At 51.0% G+C, this 20,242-nt stretch carries 15 protein-coding genes and 1 pseudogene; 5 read left to right on the forward strand and 11 right to left on the reverse strand.

The window, feature by feature from the left end; genetic code table 11:
- Positions 1 to 4 precede the first annotated feature (4 nt).
- The 3 genes and pseudogenes from cirA to yieE all read right to left on the reverse strand — a co-directional run bounded on the left by cirA (position 5) and on the right by yieE (position 4,844).
- Positions 5 to 1,996 (reverse strand): annotated as a pseudogene (gene cirA, locus ACUU1I_RS07455) (catecholate siderophore receptor CirA).
- A gap of 291 nt (positions 1,997 to 2,287) precedes the next feature.
- Positions 2,288 to 3,757 (reverse strand): lysine-specific permease, encoded by a 1,470-nt coding sequence (gene lysP / locus ACUU1I_RS07460; RefSeq protein WP_000534386.1) that lies wholly within the window; start codon positions 3,755 to 3,757, stop codon positions 2,288 to 2,290.
- A gap of 205 nt (positions 3,758 to 3,962) precedes the next feature.
- Entirely contained in the window at positions 3,963 to 4,844 is an 882-nt protein-coding gene (yieE, locus tag ACUU1I_RS07465; protein WP_000548294.1) for a DNA-binding transcriptional regulator YeiE, read from the reverse strand.
- A 98-nt stretch (positions 4,845 to 4,942) separates the two neighbouring features.
- On the opposite strand from yieE, the gene ACUU1I_RS07470 reads away from it, so the two are divergent.
- The 3 genes from ACUU1I_RS07470 to ACUU1I_RS07480 all read left to right on the forward strand — a co-directional run bounded on the left by ACUU1I_RS07470 (position 4,943) and on the right by ACUU1I_RS07480 (position 8,014).
- Positions 4,943 to 5,992, forward strand: coding sequence for a YeiH family protein (locus tag ACUU1I_RS07470; protein ID WP_000182053.1), 1,050 nt, complete (start codon positions 4,943 to 4,945; stop codon positions 5,990 to 5,992).
- 73 nt (positions 5,993 to 6,065) lie between these two features.
- A complete protein-coding gene (nfo, locus tag ACUU1I_RS07475) occupies positions 6,066 to 6,923 on the forward strand; it encodes a deoxyribonuclease IV (protein ID WP_000873892.1) in 858 nt (285 codons plus the stop codon).
- 2 nt (positions 6,924 to 6,925) lie between these two features.
- Complete coding sequence (locus ACUU1I_RS07480) at positions 6,926 to 8,014, forward strand: sugar kinase (protein WP_001064977.1); 1,089 nt, start codon at positions 6,926 to 6,928, stop codon at positions 8,012 to 8,014.
- A gap of 55 nt (positions 8,015 to 8,069) precedes the next feature.
- Here ACUU1I_RS07480 and ACUU1I_RS07485 read toward each other — a convergent pair whose 3' ends face one another.
- Positions 8,070 to 9,320, reverse strand: a complete 1,251-nt coding sequence (locus ACUU1I_RS07485; RefSeq protein WP_024260638.1) for a NupC/NupG family nucleoside CNT transporter — start codon at positions 9,318 to 9,320, stop codon at positions 8,070 to 8,072.
- A 99-nt stretch (positions 9,321 to 9,419) separates the two neighbouring features.
- Complete coding sequence (rihB, locus tag ACUU1I_RS07490; protein WP_000415462.1) at positions 9,420 to 10,361, reverse strand: ribosylpyrimidine nucleosidase; 942 nt, start codon at positions 10,359 to 10,361, stop codon at positions 9,420 to 9,422.
- A 130-nt stretch (positions 10,362 to 10,491) separates the two neighbouring features.
- On the opposite strand from rihB, the gene ACUU1I_RS07495 reads away from it, so the two are divergent.
- On the forward strand, positions 10,492 to 11,190 hold the full coding sequence (locus ACUU1I_RS07495; RefSeq protein WP_000658597.1) for a transcriptional regulator YeiL: 699 nt from the start codon (positions 10,492 to 10,494) through the stop codon (positions 11,188 to 11,190).
- Between the two features lie 70 nt (positions 11,191 to 11,260).
- On the opposite strand, the gene ACUU1I_RS07500 is transcribed toward ACUU1I_RS07495, so the two are convergent.
- The 6 genes from ACUU1I_RS07500 to fruB all read right to left on the reverse strand — a co-directional run bounded on the left by ACUU1I_RS07500 (position 11,261) and on the right by fruB (position 18,672).
- Entirely contained in the window at positions 11,261 to 12,511 is a 1,251-nt protein-coding gene (locus tag ACUU1I_RS07500; protein WP_000353885.1) for a NupC/NupG family nucleoside CNT transporter, read from the reverse strand.
- 93 nt (positions 12,512 to 12,604) lie between these two features.
- Entirely contained in the window at positions 12,605 to 13,543 is a 939-nt protein-coding gene (gene psuG / locus ACUU1I_RS07505; protein ID WP_001292444.1) for a pseudouridine-5'-phosphate glycosidase, read from the reverse strand.
- Positions 13,531 to 14,472, reverse strand: a complete 942-nt coding sequence (locus tag ACUU1I_RS07510) for a pseudouridine kinase (RefSeq protein WP_001208161.1) — start codon at positions 14,470 to 14,472, stop codon at positions 13,531 to 13,533. The genes psuG and ACUU1I_RS07510 overlap by 13 nt, the downstream gene beginning before the upstream one ends.
- 423 nt (positions 14,473 to 14,895) lie before the next feature.
- Positions 14,896 to 16,587, reverse strand: a complete 1,692-nt coding sequence (gene fruA, locus ACUU1I_RS07515) for a PTS fructose transporter subunit IIBC (protein ID WP_000854472.1) — start codon at positions 16,585 to 16,587, stop codon at positions 14,896 to 14,898.
- 16 nt (positions 16,588 to 16,603) lie between these two features.
- Positions 16,604 to 17,542 (reverse strand): 1-phosphofructokinase, encoded by a 939-nt coding sequence (gene fruK / locus ACUU1I_RS07520; RefSeq protein ID WP_000091263.1) that lies wholly within the window; start codon positions 17,540 to 17,542, stop codon positions 16,604 to 16,606.
- On the reverse strand, positions 17,542 to 18,672 hold the full coding sequence (fruB, locus tag ACUU1I_RS07525; RefSeq protein ID WP_000487233.1) for a fused PTS fructose transporter subunit IIA/HPr protein: 1,131 nt from the start codon (positions 18,670 to 18,672) through the stop codon (positions 17,542 to 17,544). Before fruB ends, fruK begins: the two co-directional genes overlap by 1 nt.
- A gap of 367 nt (positions 18,673 to 19,039) precedes the next feature.
- Here fruB and setB point away from each other — a divergent pair, with 367 nt between their 5' ends.
- Positions 19,040 to 20,218: a sugar efflux transporter SetB gene (gene setB, locus ACUU1I_RS07530; RefSeq protein WP_000551951.1), complete on the forward strand. Its 1,179-nt coding sequence runs from the start codon at positions 19,040 to 19,042 to the stop codon at positions 20,216 to 20,218.
- Positions 20,219 to 20,242 lie beyond the last annotated feature (24 nt).

Here is a 20,242-nt window from a genome sequence, read left to right on the forward strand (position 1 = left end):
CTCATCAGAAGCGATAATCCACTGCCATAAAGTAACGACGTCCGTCTTCGTTATAGCTGTAGTCGTCACGACTGAGATCCTTGTCGCCAAGGTTCAGCACGCCTGCGCGCAGTTTGACGTCTTTAGTCACCTGCCAGGCCGCGCCGGTATTCCAGATGGTATAACCGCCCGGTGTTTTAGCCGTCGCGCTGTCGGCGCGTTTCTGCCCGGTATAGTGACCAGAAACATAGAATGACCAGTCTTCCAGCGCCAGCGGTTTCCAGTCCAGCGTACCGTTAGCAGTATGGAACGGCAGATCGGATAGCGGTTTGTTTTCGCCGTTGCTGACATCACGACCATCGTTGTAGGTGTAGTTGATCGACAGTTTCCATTCATCGTTGAACGGAATTTTCAGTTCGGTTTCCACGCCCTGAATACGAGCTTTGTTAACGCTGTAGTAGCTAAATACCGGTATGCGCCGTCCGTTAGCGCCCGTCTCAAAACCAACAAAGTTTTGGTAGCCCGGTGCAGCGTTGACGTCAGACGTACGGCTGATGCTGATACGATCTTTCACATCGTTACGGAAAACGATAACGCTGGATTCACCCCCTTCCAGCCAGCCTTCTTCACCCATGTAGTAAAGCCCCAGCTCCCAACTTTCGCTGGTTTCTGGTTTCAGATCCGGGCTACCCACAATCTTACATGCGCCACGGCAGGAATTGCTCGTCCAGTCAGGGCTAAGTTGCAACAGAGAAGGTGCTTTAAATGCCGTCGCCCAGCCCCCTTTCACCGTTACGGTGTCGGTGGCGTTATAAACCAGGTAGGCACGCGGACTCCAGTGTTCACCGTAGGTTTCGTGATCGTCCATACGCACGCCGGTCGTCAGCGCCAGCGGCTCGAAGATCCGCCATTCATCTTCCACAAACAGCGCGTACTGGCTGGCAGACGTTTTGGAGCTGGTTCCCCCGGTCAGGTTCACCGCATCGCTAAGTTTGTCGTGACGCCATTCACCGCCAACCGTGAGAAACTGATTAATCGCCGTCAGCGGCAACGTGTATTTGCCGTCGACCGTATTGCTTTCGGAAGTTATCGGGCTGCTGTTGCCAGGGTTTTTGTTCTCGACTTTCTCACCGTAGGATTTCAGTTCGCTGGTGCCGTAATCCCAACGCCCATTATGGCTGACGCAGTAGTTCTGGCGTTCCAGGCGGTTTTTGTCCAGCTAGTCGGAATCACGATCCTGACGGTCGAAACCGTATCCGGCAGTAAAATCGTGATTTTGATTCGGTGTCCAGGCAAATTCGACATTGCCGTCGCGGCTGGAGAATCCTTCAATACGCGGCGTTTCTCCGGTATCGGTGGTCGTTGAGTTTTGCGGGTCATCCTTTTCACGTTTTGCCAGGCTGCCGTAAGCTTTCATTCCCAGCACACCATCAATTAATGGTCCACTGGTAAAGAACTGACCGTTATAGGTATCACCGCGATCGCGATGTTCCTGAATGGTGGTATCGACGGTAACGGTACCCGACCATTTCTGACCGATTTTTTTGGTGATGATATTCACTACACCGCCGAGCGCATCGGAGCCGTATAGCGACGACATCGGGCCACGAACCACTTCAATACGTTCGATGGAATCGACCGGGATCCAGTTCAGATCGAAATCATTGTGGCGGAAGACGGCATTGCGGGAGTTAACGCGTTTACCGTCGACAAGAATCAGGGTGTAGCTGCTGTCCAGACCACGAATACTAACGCCCTTACGGTTATCCCCTTCGTTCGTCAGTTGTACGCCAGGCACTTCTTTGAGGACATCCTTCAGATTCTGTACCGGTTTTCGCTGCAGGTCTTCCTGGGTAATGACGCTGATACTGGCGGGTGCATCTTTAAGATTTTGTTCCACGGAAGATGCAGTGACAACCATCGTTTCGCCATCATCATCGACCGCTAACACAGGCCATGCACAAGAAATAGCGGACAAACACAGCCCGACCCGTACGAAAGGGTTCAACCTAAACATTCCATATCTCCATGAGGTAACTACGAAAATAAAATGGGTATCGCTCACATCTTCTTTACGTCCCCTTGCGTACGGCAGCATCGCGGTGGACTTATTTGTATGCAGGTGATCATCCCAGAAAGCCGGAACAGCCTCTGATTTGTCAGCCTTTTTTGATTGCGTCGTAACGATAATGCAAACGATAACAATTATCAATCCAAATGTTAAATTTTATATCCGCATGATTTGTCAGGGAAATGGAATTGAAAAAGCCCTCTCGGTTGAGAGGGCTTAGCAAGGAAGGGAGAAAACTTATTTCTTATCGTTCTGCGGGAACTTCATTTCGCTGTAGCGTACGAAGTGAGTTCCTTTAATCAGCTTGTAGCCGAACCAAATAATCAGGAACAGCGGGATACCAATATACGTTGCCGCTACGCCGCCCCAGTCAATGGTATCTTTCAGGAACGCTTCGTAGTTCTGGCCCAAAGTGATAATCAGACACAGAATGAATGCGAAGATCGGCCCCAGTGGGAAGAAACCTGAACGGTACGGCAGATCGTTAATGTCGTGTCCCTGCAATACGTAACCGCGACGGAAGCGATAGTGGCTAATGGCAATCCCCAGCCAGGCGATAAAACCCGTCATCCCGGAGGTGTTCAGCAGCCACAGGTATACCGTCTGGTTGCCAAACATGGAGGTCAGGAAGCACAAACCGGCAATCACCGTCGTCGCATACAGCGCATTACGCGGCACGCCACCACGCGACAATTTAGCGAAAATGCGCGGCGCTTTACCGTCACACGCCAGGGTGTACAGCATACGAGTAGACGCATACATACCGGAGTTACCTGCTGACAGCACCGCCGTCAGAATAACTGCGTTCATCACCGCCGCCGCAGAGAGCAGACCCGCGTGCTGGAACACCAGGGTGAACGGACTGACGCTGATGTCTTTAACATCGTTACGCAGCAGGCTCGGATCGGTATACGGAATAATCAGGCTGATAATCAGGATCGCTAACACATAGAACAACAGGATTCGCCAGAATACCTGACGTACCGCGCGTGGAATGTTTTTCGCCGGATCTTCGGACTCGCCTGCAGCAATACCGATCAGCTCGGTTCCCTGGAAAGAGAAGCCGACAATCATAGCTACGCCGATCATCGCCGCAAAACCACCAGCAAACGGCGCTTCGCCGATTGTCCAGTTGCTCCAGCCCGCAGGCTGCGCGCCTTTGAAGATACCGATAATCATCAGCACGCCAACGATGATAAAGACAATAACTGTCGTGACTTTGATCAGTGAGAACCAGTATTCCGCTTCACCAAAGCCGCGAACAGAGATGTAGTTCAACAGGAAGATAACGCCGAGGAACAACGCACTCCAGATCCAGCCCGGTGTATCCGGGAACCACCAGCTCATGACCAGCTGTGCTGCAACCAGGTCAACGGCAATAGTCACCGCCCAGTTGTACCAGTAGTTCCAGCCCAGCGCGAAGCCAAAGCCTTCTTCAACATAGTTCTGACCGTAAGTGGCAAACGAACCGGAAACCGGCATATATGCAGCCAATTCACCGAGACTGGTCATCAGGAAGTAAACCATCAGGCCAATCAGCATATACGAGAGCAATGCCCCGCCCGGACCTGCCTGAGAAATCGTTGCGCCAGAGGCAACAAAAAGACCTGTACCGATGGAACCGCCAATGGCAATCATCGTCAGGTGACGCGCCTTTAATTCACGGCGTAAGCCCGGCGCTTCTGTAGTTTTAGTTTCGGAACCCATACAAAAATGCTATCCATCTTAAAAATGATGGCGCGATTGTAGCAGACGATTGGCAATCCTTCCGGCAGAAATACACGGTTATAAGACACCTTCATGATCGCCCAGGGATTATAAGTAAAGCAGCCAATCTCTTTTCTGGCGAATGCATGCTGAAGGCGCTGCGTCACGAAATCGACACAGCACCAGCATGTTCTTGTACAGCAACTTAACGCGGCACATTTGCGGGATCGCAATAGTCCAGAAAGCGCCGTAGCGCGTTGGAAAGGTGTTTTTGCCGATGATGTATACGCCACAACGTACGCATCAGGCGCGGCAGAGGGACCGCAACTTCACTTAATGTGCCTGCCTGCAATTGATCTTCAATCACACGTCGCGACAGGCAACTAATTCCCAACCCATGACGCACCGCATGTTTGATTGCCTCGGAGTTACCTAATTCCATCGCCATCTCAAACTTCGGTAAATGTGACAGCAACAGATAATCGACAATCTCCCGCGTGCCGGAACCGCGTTCACGCAGGATCCACGGCGCAGCGGCCAGCTGTTCTAAGGTGACCGGACCACGAGCCAACGGCGAAGTCGGCGCGGCGAAAACCACCAGCTCGTCTTCCAGCCACGGTTCAGAAATGATTTCAGTGCTGTGGCACGGTCCTTCAATAAAGCCAATATCAACGCGGAAATCCAGCACCGCTTGCATCACGTCCTGGCTGTTCCCAACGCTAAGTTCAATCGGCAACTGCGGATAATCATGGCGATAACGGGCGATAACTGCAGGCAGAATGTAGTTACCGATGGTACTACTGGCATAGATACGAATCGCGCCGTTGTCTTCGCGAAACAGTTGTTCGATTTCAACCGCCTGTTCAAGCAGTGCCAACGCTCGCGGATAGAGCAGCCGCCCGTGTTCATTAACAACCAGTCTTTTCCCCACGCGATCAAACAGTTGAACGCCAAGCTGCCCTTCCAGGTCAGTCAAGGCTGCGCTCACTGCTGATTGCGACAACGCCAGCATCACCGACGCCTGGGTGGTTGATCCACTTTTCAATACTTCTGCAAAAACTTCCAACTGCCGGAGGGTGATGTGCATAGTCGCTTACCACTTATAAAGATTAATTATAAATATATAATCAATTTTATTTTTAAACCAGTTAGTCGTAACCTTATGCCCGGTTAAAGGAGAGGGTTATGACGAATATCACCTTACAGAAACAACATCGTACACTGTGGCATTTTATTCCGGGGTTAGCCCTGAGTGCAGTTATCACCGGGGTCGCCCTGTGGGGTGGTTCCATTCCCGCGGTTGCGGGTGCCGGGTTTAGTGCCCTCACCCTCGCAATCTTGTTGGGGATGGTTTTAGGCAACACCATCTATCCGCACATCTGGAAAAGCTGTGACGGTGGTGTGCTGTTTGCCAAGCAATATTTATTACGTCTGGGTATCATTCTTTATGGCTTCCGTCTGACGTTCTCGCAAATTGCCGATGTCGGTATCAGTGGGATCATCATTGACGTGCTGACGCTGTCCAGTACCTTCCTGCTGGCTTGCTTCCTGGGGCAGAAAGTGTTTGGTCTGGATAAGCACACCAGTTGGTTGATCGGTGCCGGTAGCAGTATCTGTGGTGCTGCCGCGGTACTGGCGACTGAGCCGGTAGTGAAAGCGGAAGCCAGTAAAGTAACCGTGGCTGTTGCAACCGTTGTTATCTTCGGGACCGTCGCGATTTTCCTCTACCCGGCGATATATCCGCTGATGTCTCAATGGTTTAGTCCGGAAACTTTCGGTATCTACATTGGTTCTACTGTGCACGAAGTGGCGCAGGTGGTGGCGGCAGGTCATGCCATCAGCCCGGATGCAGAAAACGCAGCAGTTATTTCCAAAATGCTGCGCGTGATGATGCTGGCTCCGTTCCTCATCCTGCTGGCGGCGCGTGTTAAACAGCTGTCTGGGGCGAACAGCGGCGAGAAAAGCAAAATCACTATTCCGTGGTTTGCCATCTTGTTCATCGTAGTTGCCATCTTTAACTCGTTCCACCTGTTACCGCAGAGCGTGGTGAACATGCTGGTAACGCTGGATACCTTCCTGCTGGCAATGGCGATGGCGGCGCTGGGTCTGACCACTCACGTCAGCGCGCTGAAAAAAGCTGGGGCGAAACCTCTGCTGATGGCACTGGTACTGTTTGCCTGGCTGATTGTTGGTGGTGGTGCGATTAACTATGTGATTCAAAGCGTCATCGCATAAACCACTACTTCTTGCTCCTGTTAACCCGCTATCATTACCGTTTTCCTCCAGCGGGTTTAACAGGAGTCCTCGCATGAAATACATTGGAGCGCACGTTAGTGCTGCTGGCGGTCTGGCAAATGCCGCAATTCGCGCCGCCGAAATCGACGCAACCGCGTTTGCCTTGTTCACCAAAAACCAACGTCAGTGGCGTGCCGCACCGCTCACGACGCAAACCATCGATGAATTCAAAGCCGCCTGTGAAAAATATCACTACACATCGGCGCAAATTCTTCCCCACGACAGTTATCTGATCAACCTCGGACATCCGGTCACTGAAGCTCTGGAAAAATCGCGCGATGCCTTTATAGATGAAATGCAGCGTTGCGAACAACTGGGGCTTTCTTTGCTCAACTTCCACCCTGGCAGCCATCTGATGCAGATTTCAGAAGAGGATTGCCTTGCGCGTATTGCCGAATCCATCAACATTGCGCTGGATAAAACTCAAGGTGTAACAGCGGTGATTGAAAACACCGCCGGTCAGGGCAGTAACTTAGGGTTTAAATTCGAACATCTCGCGGCGATTATCGACGGCGTGGAAGATAAATCCCGCGTCGGCGTCTGCATTGATACCTGCCATGCTTTCGCTGCCGGGTATGATTTGCGTACTCCAGCCGAATGCGAAAAAACGTTCGCTGATTTTGCCCGTATTGTCGGCTTTAAGTATCTGCGCGGGATGCACCTTAACGATGCGAAAAGTACCTTTGGCAGCCGCGTTGACCGCCATCATAGCCTCGGTGAAGGCAATATCGGTCATGATGCGTTCCGCTGGATTATGCAGAACGACCGTTTCGACGGCATTCCGCTGATCCTTGAAACCATCAACCCGGATATCTGGGCAGAAGAGATCGCCTGGCTGAAAGCGCAACAAACTGAAAAAGCGGTAGCCTGAAGATGAATAACCGGGAAAAGGAGATCCTTGCAATTTTACGGCGTAACCCGCTGATTCAGCAGAACGAAATTGCGGACATGCTGCAAATCAGTCGTTCGCGCGTTGCGGCGCATATTATGGATTTAATGCGCAAAGGCCGGATTAAAGGCAAAGGTTACATTCTCACCGAGCAGGAATACTGCGTAGTGGTGGGGACAATCAATATGGATATTCGCGGGATGGCGGATATCCATTACCCGCAAGCGGCTTCTCATCCCGGTACAATTCATTGTTCGGCAGGCGGCGTTGGACGCAATATCGCCCACAATCTGGCGCTGTTAGGCCGTGACGTCCATTTGCTTTCAGTGATTGGCGATGACTTTTATGGCGAAATGCTCCTGGAAGAAACGCGCCGTGCCGGCGTGAATGTCTCCGGCTGCGTTCGTTTGCATGGTCAAAGCACATCGACGTATCTGGCAATTGCCAATCGAGACGATCAAACCGTGCTGGCGATTAACGATACCCATCTGCTGGAACAGTTGACACCGCAACTACTGAACGGGTCGCGCGATTTACTTCGTCATGCGGGCGTGGTACTGGTTGATTGCAACCTGACAGCCGAGGCGCTGGAATGGGTCTTTACCCTCGCTGATGAGATCCCGGTGTTTGTCGATACCGTTTCAGAATTCAAAGCGGGCAAAATCAAACACTGGCTGGCGCATATTCACACCCTGAAACCCACTTTACCGGAGCTGGAAATTTTATGGGGACAGGCGATCACCAGCGATGCTGACCGTAATGCCGCAGTGAATGCATTGCATCAGCAAGGTGTTCAGCAACTGTTTGTTTATTTGCCCGATGAGTCAGTTTATTGCAGCGAAAAGGATGGTGAACAATTTTTGCTGACTGTGCCAGCGCATACGACGGTAGACAGTTTTGGTGCTGACGATGGTTTTATGGCGGGTCTGGTATATAGCTTTCTGGAGGGAAACAATTTCCGTGACAGCGCCCGTTTTGCGATGGCCTGCGCGGCAATTTCACGCGCCAGCGGCAGCTTAAACAACCCTACCCTGTCTGCCGATAACGCGCTGTCATTAGTGCCAATGGTGTAACAATGTTGCCGGATTCGACGCTTGACCGCATCTAATCCGGCTCATAAATTGCACACTACGCTAAACCAATAAAGAACCCGGCAATGGTGGCACTCATCAGATTAGAAAGTGTCGCCGCCGCCAGCGCGCGTAAACCAAGCTGGGCGATTTCCGGCGCACGGTGTGGCGCAACCGCAGAAAACGCCCCCACCACCACCCCGATAGAACCAAAGTTAGCGAAACCGCACAACGCGAAGGAAATAATCGCCACGGTTTTAGCATCCAGAGTGCCAGCCGTTTGCAGATAGGGTGAGAAATTGAGATAAGCGACAAATTCATTTATTGCCAGTTTCTGTCCAATCAAACTCCCGGCAAGATTTGCATCACTCCAGTCAACACCCATTACCCACGCAAGTGGGGCCAGCAGGTAACCTAAAATGGACTCCAGCGAGGCATGTTCAAAACCAAACCAGCCGCCAACGCCGCCGATAATACCGTTAATTAACGCAATGATGGCGACAAATGCCATAACAACTGTCGCTACACCGGCGGCGATTTTCAGCCCGGTCATTGCCCCTGTCGCATCGGCTTCAATAATGCTTTTTGGCGGTGTTTCGGTGAAAGAGAGGTTATTAAAAGAAACCTGCGAAGATTCCGTAGCCGGGCTTAACAGGCGGGCAAACAAGATCCCGCCAGGGATCGCCATTAACGATGCCGCCAGCAAATATTCCACAGGTACGCCCAGTGCGGCGTAACCAATCATTGTCGAACCAGCAATCGAGGCCATGCCACTACAAATCGCTGTAAATAATTCATTGCGATTCAGACGATCGATAAAGGGTTTGACGATCGCCGGAATTTCGTTTAGCACGAGGAAAATGGTGGTGACCGCGACGAATGACTCGATCTTGCTGATATTTAAAGCTTTCTGGAAGATACCGCCGAGAATGCGAATTAAGATCCCCATCACACCGATGTAGTAGAGAATACTCACCAGTGCAGTGACGAAGATAATTGCCGGTAATACCCTGAAACCAAAGATAAATCCTGCGCCATCAAATAAGGTATCCATTTTCGGTCCGACCAGAGAACCGAAGATAAATGCGCTACCTGCGTCGCTGTACGCCATCACTTTGTGGACGCCAAAAGCGACTTTTTCTGCGACCCAACGCCCTGGCGGTAACCAAAGCATAATCCCGCCAATCACGACCTGTAACACTAACGCCGCGCCAACGGTACGCAGGCTGATCTTCTTCTTGTTTACTGACAGTAAAAACGCAATTGCCAGCAGTACCACCATTCCCAGAACACTTCTCATGACATCCATAGTGATTATCTCTTCATGTCATTTTGGGCGACGGCTTTCTGCCCATCAGAAATAGCCGGGCCTGCATCTTGCGATACTGTCCCGGCTTGTTATCAACACTTAATGGGTTTTGATGTAGCCGCGCACGCACTCTTCGACTAAGCCCCAGAACCAGTCGGTATCAATAGTGATGCCGACTTTGGTATTAGCGGGCTTGCCAAGAACGCCCAGTTCGTCGCAGACCGTACGCCCGTAGCAAGGGCCGCTGTTGACGTCCACTTCGACGTACATATCCTGGGTTTTAATGCCATCAGGGTTGATCAGATAACCAATGCAGGTGGCGTCATGCACCGGGCCGCCAGCCAGGCCGTAGTATTCGAACTGCGTTTTGAGAGTGAAGTTCATGATGTCGCTGAACAGCTCTCCGGCAGGGCCGCCTACCCTTTCCATCCGAGCAATTACATCCGGGGTGCAAACGGTCTGGTTGGTAAGATCGAGGCCCATCATCACTAATGGAACGCCGGAGGTGAACACCACGCGGGCGGCTTCCGGGTCGGCAAAGATATTGAACTCGGCAGATGGGGTGAAGTTGCCTGTACCGTAAGCGCCGCCCATTAGCACAATTTCACGGATTTTGGGCAGGATTGCGGGTTGCATACGCATTGCCACCGCGATATTTGAAAGCGGACCAACCGGCACCAGAGTGATATCGCCATCGCTTGCCATCAGGGTATCGATGATATATTTCACCGCATGGGTACTTTCTGCCTGGCGGGTCAGCGGCTCGAATACCGGGCCATCCAGTCCGGTTTCACCGTGAATATTATCGGCAACGATTTGTTTACGCATAATGGGTTGCGGCATCCCCGCATAAACCGGAACATTAATCTCCAGTTTCTGGCAAACATTCAGGCCATTAATTAATGTTTTATCAAGCGTCTGATTACCCGCTACAATAGTGATGCCTAATAAATCTATTGCCGGATGTTTCGCTGCCATCATCATTGCAATAGCATCATCATGACCCGGCTCACAATCCAGAATAATTTTTCTCTTTTCCATTGTTTATTTCCTCTGTTTCCAGTTGCGTTATTTTTTTCTACAGCAAAGAAAATTCGACCGGGCTGATGATTGAATCTTAACAACAGCGTACGTATGCTAAATATGAGAAATCTCATAGCGGATAAACATCGTGAAAGAAATCCACAATAATGACCTTAAGCAGCAATTGATGAGTGAATCTGCGTTTAAGGATTGCTTTTCAACGGATGTTTCAGCCGATACGCGGCTGTTTCATTTTTTAGCGCGTGACTACATTGTGCAGGAAGGGCAACAGCCGTCATGGCTGTTTTATCTGACGCGAGGCCGCGCCAGGCTTTACGCCACGCTTGCTAATGGTCGCGTGTCGCTGATCGATTTCTTTGCTGCTCCCTGTTTTATTGGCGAGATTGAGTTAATCGACAAAGACCATGAACCGCGTGCGGTGCAGGCTATTGAAGAGTGTTGGTGCCTTGCGCTCCCTATGAAACATTACCGTCCGCTGTTATTAAACGACACCCTATTTTTACGAAAACTTTGCGTCACCTTAAGTCATAAAAATTATCGTAATATTGTTTCTTTAACTCAGAATCAATCATTTCCGTTAATGAATCGCCTGGCAGCATTTATATTACTCTCACAAGAAGGTGATCTTTATCACGAAAAGCATACGCAAGCGGCAGAGTATTTAGGCGTTTCTTATCGACATCTTTTATATGTTCTCGCGCAATTCATTCACGACGGTTTATTAATTAAAAGCAAGAAAGGATATCTAATTAAAAACAGAAAGCAGTTGTCAGGACTGGCGCTGGAGATGGACCCGGAGAATAAATTCTCCGGGATGATGCAGTAAAAATTATTTGCAATAGCGCGATTGCCGGATGCAACGCTTAATACGTTTTATCCGGTCTACAAATCGAGCATTACGCCAGACCAATAAAGAACCCGGCAATAGTCGCACTCATCAGGTTGGAAAGCGTTGCTGCTGCCAGCGCCCGTAAACCAAGCTGGGCGATTTCTGGAGCACGTTTTGGCGAAATAGCCGAAAATGCGCCAACGACAACACCGATAGAACCAAAGTTAGCAAAACCACAAAGCGCAAAGGATATAATCGCCACGGTTTTCACTTCCAGCGTGCCGCCCGTTTGCAGGTATGGGGAGAAACTCAGGTAAGCGATGAATTCGTTAATCGCCAGTTTCTGCCCAATCAGGCTACCAGCAAGGTTGGCATCACTCCAGTCCACACCCATGATCCACGCCAGCGGTGCCAGCACATAGCCAAAAATACTTTCCAGAGAGGCATTGGCGAAACCAAACCAGCCGCCAATTCCGCCGATAATGCCGTTGATCAGCGCAATAATTGCGACAAACGCCATTACCACCGTCGCTACACCAGCGGCGATTTTCAGCCCGGTCATCGCACCGCTCGCCGCCGCTTCGATAAAGCTTTTTGGCGGCGTTTCGCTGAACGACAGATTTTCAAATGTGACCTGCGAAGGCTCGGTTGCCGGGCTAAGAATACGTGCAAACAAAATACCGCCGGGGATCGCCATCAGCGATGCCGCTAACAGGTAGTCAATTGGTACGCCCATTCCGGCATAACCAATCATCATCGAACCAGCAATGGACGCCATCCCGCTACAAATTGCGGTAAACAACTCGTTGCGATTCACGCGATCGATAAACGGTTTAACGATCGCCGGGATCTCATTTTGCCCGAGGAAAATAGTGGTAACCGCAACAAAAGATTCGATTTTGCTGATGTTGAGGGCTTTCTGGAAAATGCTGCCAAGGATGCGAATCAGCAGCCCCATCACGCCAATGTAGTACAGCAGACTGATGAGCGCAGTAACGAAAATAATCGCCGGAAGTACGCGAAAGGCGAAGATAAAACCCGCACCGTCAAACAGGACATCCATTTTCGGCCCAACCAGCGAACCAAAAATGAAGGCGCTACCAGCATCACTGTAAGACATCACTTTATGAACGCCTAATGCCGCCTGTTCTACTGCCCATTTTCCCGGTGGGAAGTAGAGCATGATGCCACCAATAGCGATTTGCAGCAGCAGTGCGGCTCCAACCGTGCGCAAACTGATGCTCTTTTTATTCACTGACAACAGAAATGCTATTGCCAGTAACACCACCATCCCCACAACACTTCTCATTATATCCATAATGATTTTCCCTTCATGCCAGTAAACCCGGCGTCAGCGCCAGGTTTTGGTATGCTTGATGAGTACGGGCGACGGCTTTCTGCCCGTCAGAAATTAACCCGCGAGACGCTGGTATTCTTTGGCAATTTCACTCGCCAGAATGGCGTTGTTGAACACCAGCTGGATATTGGATTTCAGGCTGTCACCGCCGGTCAGCTCAGCAACGCGCGCCAGCAGGAACGGTGTACTTTCTTTACCAATAACGCCCTGCTCTTCGGCTTCGGCGACGGCTTGATCTATGGCTGCATTGATAGATTCCTCCGGCATCGCAAACTGTTCCGGGATCGGGTTCGCTACCACGAGGCCACCGTTCAGCCCGCTTTGCCATTTCACCGCCATTGCACGGGCAATTTCACTGGCGCTGTCGAGACGAATGCTGACGTCAAACGAGCTGGTACGGCAGAAAAACGCAGGCAGCGCTTTAGTCTGATAGCCAATTAACGGCACACCGAAGGTTTCTAAATACTCAGTGGTTAATCCTAAATCGAGAATAGATTTCGCCCCGGCACAAACAACGGTGACATTAGTATTTGCCAGTTCTTGCAAATCGGCAGAAATATCGAAGGTATGTTCCGCCCCGCGATGCACACCACCAATTCCCCCGGTGGCAAATACTTTAATTCCGGCAAGCGCCGCAATAATCATCGTTGAAGCCACAGTGGTTGCGCCATTTTTTCCGGCGGCAACAACAAAAGGTAAATCGCGACGACTAACTTTGGTCACGTTATGCCCTTCACGACCCAGTAATTCAATTTTTTCTTTGCTTAAACCCACTTTCATCACGCCGCCAATAATGGCGATAGTGGCAGGTACTGCGCCCTGTTTACGAATAGTTTCTTCTACTTCAATTGCGATCTGGGCATTTTGTGGGAACGGCATCCCGTGAGAAATAATGGTTGATTCCAGCGCCACAACCGGTTTTTTGTTTTTTAAAGCGTCCTGCACTTCCGGAGAAATTTGTAATAATTCAGGGGAAATTTTTAATTCAGACATTCTGCGTTCTCCACTAACGATATAACGTTGGCAATCGATAAATCGGGGTTATTGGTGTATTCACAGGAGAGCGCCATTGACGAACATCCCTGTGCGAAACGAACAGATTCGGCAAACGGCATTCCGTCTACCCAACACGAAGCAAGTCCCGCCATCATGGCATCGCCCGCTCCGGTAACATTAATAACATTGGTTTTGATCGGCGCAGACCAGCCATTTTCACCGCTGATATCGCTGTAATAAACGCCGTCGCCGCCCATGCTCAATACCAGTCGGTTCAGGCCATGTTGATGGAACCAGGCAGCAACTTTTGCCACATCGTCACGCCCTGACAGCGCAATCCCACTCAGGGTTTCCGCTTCAAGGCGGTTTGGCTTCAGAGTGTGGATCTGATTTAGACGGTCGCGCACTTTGACACATTTCGACGCTGAAACCGGATCGACAAATACGGGTACGTTGGCGGCATTATCCAGAATCCATGCCAGTGCCTCTTCACTGATATTACAGTCCGCGACAATGACCTTTGCCCTCTGAATAAATTCACGGTGCTGTGCGAGATATTCAGCTGTAATAGCGTTGCTAATATTCATGTCATTTATAGCAACCAGCATTTCACCGGTATTATCGAGTAATGATAAATAACTCGACGTATTTTCTCCCGGCACAATCAGGCATTTATCGACATAAACACCAGATTGATTGGTTTGCGTTAGCAGCGATTGACCATAAAAATCACTGCCTACGGCGCTCAGTAGCCAGGCTTTGTTACCCAGCAACGCCAGGTTTTGTGCAATATTGCGCCCTACTCCACCAGGCGTAAATTTTATTTTACCTGGATTTGAATCCACATAATTTAATGATTCATGTGAATATCCGGCGACATCAATATTCGCCGAACCTATAATTACGACATAATCCTTTTCGCGCATAGCACGTCCTCTGGTAAAAAATTACCAACCCTGTCAATCCACAAGAATATAGATACTGCAAAGACGGTTTAAACATGTGTTCATATTTAAACATGTGCTCATAGTATGCATGTTTTACGTAAAGTAAATTACCGCCAGAGAGGCAAAATGGGCAGATTTGAGCAGGCTCACAAAATGCGATTAAATGCCTGAATTACAAAAGCGAGGAATTTGTGACGGGATACACAGAACAGGAACACTAAAAAAGGGCAGAAAATAATCTGCCCTTGAGGAAATAACCTTAGTGTTTGATGAACGTTTGAAGTTTCTACTGAAAGATAAAACCATTTAAATTCATAAAATTACATTCACAAGCTGGTCATTCTCTTTGCGCTCATCAAATGTTACAGGGCAGGAAATTTCTGCCCTGTAACACACCTTTTATTACGCTGCTTTCGCTACTGCGTCCACTTCCGGACGTTTCAGGAAGGCATAGGCCAAACCCGCCACCAGCGTACCGGCAATAATTGCTACCAGGTAACCCAATACCGGCGTAATAGCGCCAGGGATCAGCAGAACAAACAGACCACCGTGCGGTGCCATCAGTTTCGCACCAATCGCCATTGAGATTGCGCCAGTCAGCGCCCCACCCACGATACAGCACGGCAGCACACGCATCGGATCACGAGCAGCAAACGGAATTGCACCTTCCGAAATGAAGCACAGCCCCAATACCAGAGCGGCTTTGCCACCTTCCTGCTGCGCTTTGTCGAATTTGCGACGCGCCACCATTGTTGCCAGGCCCATTGCCAGCGGTGGCACCATACCTGCCGCCATAATCGCCGCCATCGGGCCATAGGTTTGAGTACTCAGCAGACCCACACCGAATGCGTACGCTGCTTTGTTTACCGGACCGCCCATGTCAGTACACATCATGCCACCGAGGATCGCCCCCAGCAGAACCGCATTCGCAGTCCCCATGGTCTGCAGCCAGTGAGTCAGCCCTTCGAGAATGCCAGCAACTGGTTTACCGATCAGGTAGATCATCGCCAGACCGACCACCAGACTGGAAATTAGCGGAATGATCAGGATCGGTTTCAGCGCCTCCATACTCTGCGGCAGTTTCAGTTGCGTACTGATTAACTTCGCAATGTAACCAGCCAGGAAGCCCGCAATAATACCGCCAATGAAGCCAGAACCGGTGCTGACCGCCAGCATACCGCCAATCAGACCCGGCGTGAGGCCCGGACGATCGGCAATGGAGAAGGCAATATAACCTGCCAGTACCGGCACCATCAGCGCAAAGGCTGAACCACCACCAATCTGCATCAGCGCCGCTGCCAACGTACCCGGCTCTTTAAACGCTTCGATACCAAAAGCAAAAGAAAGCGCGATACACAGACCACCAGCAACGACCATCGGCAGCATGTAAGAGACGCCCGTTAGCAAGTGACGATAAGCGCCTGCACTCTCTTTCTTACCTTCAGTGGTCGCCGTTTGAGCTTTGCCCGCCGGTTCATACGGCGTTGCTTCAGCAACCGCTTTATCCAGTTCCTGCGAGGTTTTCTTCAGCGCCAGACCGGTAGAGGTACGATACATCGGTTTACCAGCAAATTTCGCCAGATCCACTTCGATATCTGCCGCCACAATCACCAGATCCGCTGCGGCTACTTCCTCGGGAGTGATTGCATTACCCGCGCCAACAGAACCACGGGTTTCAACTTTCACCCACCAGCCACGTTTTTTCGCTTCGGTTTCAATGGCTTCAGCCGCCATAAAGGTGTGTGCTACGCCAGTCGGGCAAGCAGTCACCGCAACTACGCGTTTCGGACCGCTGGCGGCAACCGGTGCTGTCGCAGTGACCGGCGCAGTGTAAGGTTTCGCATGGCCTTTGGCTTCACTCAGGAACAGCTCAGGGTGCGCAACTGCCCGGGAAATATCACCCAGCCAGACATTTTTACCGTTCAGCGCGCTGTCATTCGGGATGGAATCACCGAGAACAATCGCCATTTCTGCGTCGTTCGGATTGTCGATGATTTCCAGTTTTGCTTTTCGCGCCGCCGCGCCCAGCAGGGTCTTCGCCATATAGGCGCGTGCCTGACCGAGATTAGCGTCAATAATCAGCAGCGTTTTCATTATGCCTCTCCTGCTGTCAGTTAAAAGGTTGTAAGTCGACGCGCGCCATCATTGCGGCCAACTGCGGACGATCGGTAATACCCACATTGCTTTGACTTACCGCCAGGGCTGCAACAGCTGTCGCCAGACGCAGTGTGTGTTCACTGGATTCACGCATCAGCAAGCCATAAATCAGGCCACCAACCATAGAATCCCCTGCGCCAACGGTGCTTACGACATCGACTGACGGTGGTTTAGCGATCCATTCGCCGGAGGCATTAACCCAAAGCGCGCCTTCGGCACCCAGTGAAATAACAACATGCGCAATACCTTGTTCACGTAGCGCATGTGCAGCTTCAATCACATCTTTCATTTCAGGCAGTTTACGGCCTGCCCAGATTTCCAACTCGCGGCGGTTAGGTTTCACCAGCCACGGTGCCGCTTTCAAACCTGCTACTAACGCTTCACGGCTACTATCAAAGATAATGCAAGGACACTGACTACGCAGGCGAGTCATCCAGTCGGTGAACGCTTCCGGGCTGACGCCTGACGGTAAGCTTCCGCTGACACAGACCATATCGAACTGACCGAGCCAGCTCAGAGAATCAGTCACAAAGCGTTCCCAGTCGGCGGGGGTGACTTCAAAACCCGAGAAGTTGAAGTCGGTCACTTCGCCGTCTTTTTCCGTCAGCTTAACGTTAATTCGGGTGCGCCCCTGTACAACCTGGAAACGGTTGGCAATGCCCAGCTCGCTGAACAGTTGCTGAAAACCATCCTGATTGTCTTTACCCAGGAAGCCGCCAACGGTGACATCAATTCCCAGGTCTTTTAATACTTTGGCCACGTTGATGCCTTTACCCGCCGCATGCAGACCGGTGGTTTTCACCAGGTTCACTTCGCCGCGTTCAATTTCCGGGCAGAAACCAACAAGGTCATAAGCCGGATTAAGGGTGATCGTAGCAACACGTCTGCTCATTATGCGCCCTCCCCAAGACCAGCAGCGATAGCGTCGCCAATGGCTTTCAGCGCCTGTTCAGCATCTGCACCCTGGGCGGTAAAGCGTAGGCGATGACCTTTCTTAACGCCAAGTGCCACAACTTTCATCAGACTACGTCCGTTTGCCGGTTTGCCGGTGCCATCAAGGTTTGTCACGGTAATATCACTGTTAAATTGTTTAATGGTATTGACCAGCATGGTACCTGGACGAGCATGCAGGCCGTGTTCATTGCGCACCACAAACTCCGCGCTTAACACGTCGTCGGTCGGCGCATCATCGCTGGTCAGCAGCGCCAGCAACGTTGCCGCATCCGCTTTCAGCAAGCGGTCAGCTTTATTGTCGAGCAACAAATCAGCGAGACGCTTAAGAACCGCGATGGGCTGATCGTCATTCATCGCCACACTCACCAGCATGGCTGCCGTTTCGCCGTCCACATCAAAAGCATTTGCCGCACGGCTTACCGCAATCGCACTACGCAGATTGCCTTCGGCGCTATCGCTCAGCCAGATACCCTGTCCGAGATTCAGCGGTTGTTCATTGATGGCTTTGGTGACGAAAGTGGCGTCAACTGCCCTCGCCTCTTTCAGACGCGCAGCGTTCAGCGCCTGAAGAGTCAGCAGATCGCTGGCGACGATATCCAGCGTCAGCATTTCGTTGTCGAGCTTCAGCTGCTCACTCTGCTTTTCGCCCATCAGTAATGCGCGAAGTTCTTCTGCTGTTGTTGCTGACTTCAGTTGTTCAGCAACGGAATCATCGCTCAGTACGTGGGTCAGCTGGCGTAGCAGGCCCAGATGTTTATCCGAGCTGGCAGCAATACCGATTGCCACGTACGCTACCTGACCGTCACCCCAGGTGACGCCTTCCGGGAACTGAAATACCTGAACGCCGGTTTTCAGCACCTGATCGCGGGTGTCGGTAGTGCCGTGTGGAATAGCAATACAATTGCCGAGGAACGTTGAGGTTTGCTGTTCGCGCGCCAGCATGCCATTGACGTAGCCTTCTGCTACATTACCGGCCTGCACCAGCGCCGCAGCGACCTGGCGAATCGCCTCTTCTTTGTCTCCGGCCTTTTCGCCCGGATGGATGTCCTGTACGGATAACTGGAACATAGTTCTCCTCTCTTGCTGAATTGAAACGATTCAGCCTCTATGAGAAAAAAAGCGCCAACCTGGCTTAGGGTTAAAGACAAGATCGCGCTGAAACGTTTCAAGAAAGCATAATACTTCTGTTTCAGCACGCAAGGAAAGCCGTAAAGTTATGAGCAAAAGTTTGATGTGCTGCACAATTTTTTGTCATTTTTCCTAATTGCTGATGGGAAAATCCGTTATCAGCAATTTCATTTCAGCAGCGTCAGCAGCCAATCAGCAACAGTGAAATGGCATTTTGATTATTCGTGGCGCTTTTGATTTCGCTGTCTGTTTATTTTCTGACAAGCAGCGTAAACTCCGCGTCTTCCTCTTCCAGTGATCGACCAGCATGCATAACTCCCCCGCAGTCTCCAGCGCGAAATCGTTTGACCTGACCTCGACGGCGTTTTTAATCGTTGCCTTTCTCACCGGTATTGCGGGTGCTCTGCAAACCCCGACACTCAGTATTTTCCTTACCGATGAAATACATGCCCGTCCGGCGATGGTGGGATTCTTCTTTACCGGCAGCGCTGTCATTGGGATTCTGGTAAGTCAGTTTCTCGCTGGGCGCTCTGATAAGCGCGGCGATCGCAAATCGCTGATTGTCTTTTGCTGCCTGTTAGGCGTGCTGGCCTGCACCCTTTTTGCCTGGAATCGCAACTACTTTGTTTTGCTATTCGTTGGCGTCTTTCTTAGCAGCTTTGGCTCGACCGCTAACCCGCAAATGTTTGCCCTTGCCCGTGAACATGCCGACAAAACCGGACGTGAGGCGGTGATGTTCAGCTCTTTTTTACGCGCTCAGGTTTCACTGGCATGGGTCATTGGCCCACCGCTGGCTTATGCGTTAGCGATGGGTTTCAGCTTTACGGTAATGTATCTGAGCGCAGCGGTAGCGTTTATTGTTTGCGGCGTGATGGTGTGGCTGTTTTTACCGTCGATGCAAAAAGAGCTTCCGCTGGCGACCGGCACGGTTGAAGCGCCGCGCCGTAACCGTCGCGATACGCTACTGCTGTTTGTCATTTGTACATTGATGTGGGGCTCGAACAGCCTGTACATCATCAACATGCCGCTATTTATTATCAACGAACTGCATCTTCCCGAGAAACTGGCCGGTGTGATGATGGGGACCGCCGCCGGGCTGGAAATCCCGACGATGTTGATTGCCGGATATTTCGCCAAACGTCTGGGTAAGCGTTTCTTAATGCGCGTTGCTGCCGTGGGTGGCGTCTGTTTTTACGCAGGAATGCTGATGGCGCATTCACCTGCCATTCTGTTGGGCTTGCAGCTGCTAAATGCTATTTTTATTGGCATTCTGGGCGGCATCGGGATGCTCTATTTTCAGGATTTGATGCCCGGTCAGGCAGGTTCAGCCACCACGCTCTATACCAACACGTCGCGCGTGGGCTGGATCATCGCAGGATCAGTGGCGGGCATCGTCGCCGAGATCTGGAATTATCACGCTGTGTTCTGGTTTGCGATGGTGATGATTATCGCCACTCTGTTTTGGGTAATGAATCCAACTTACTGATAGTGTTTTATGTTCAGATAATGC

The organism is Shigella sp. SIG3 (assembly GCF_053555855.1).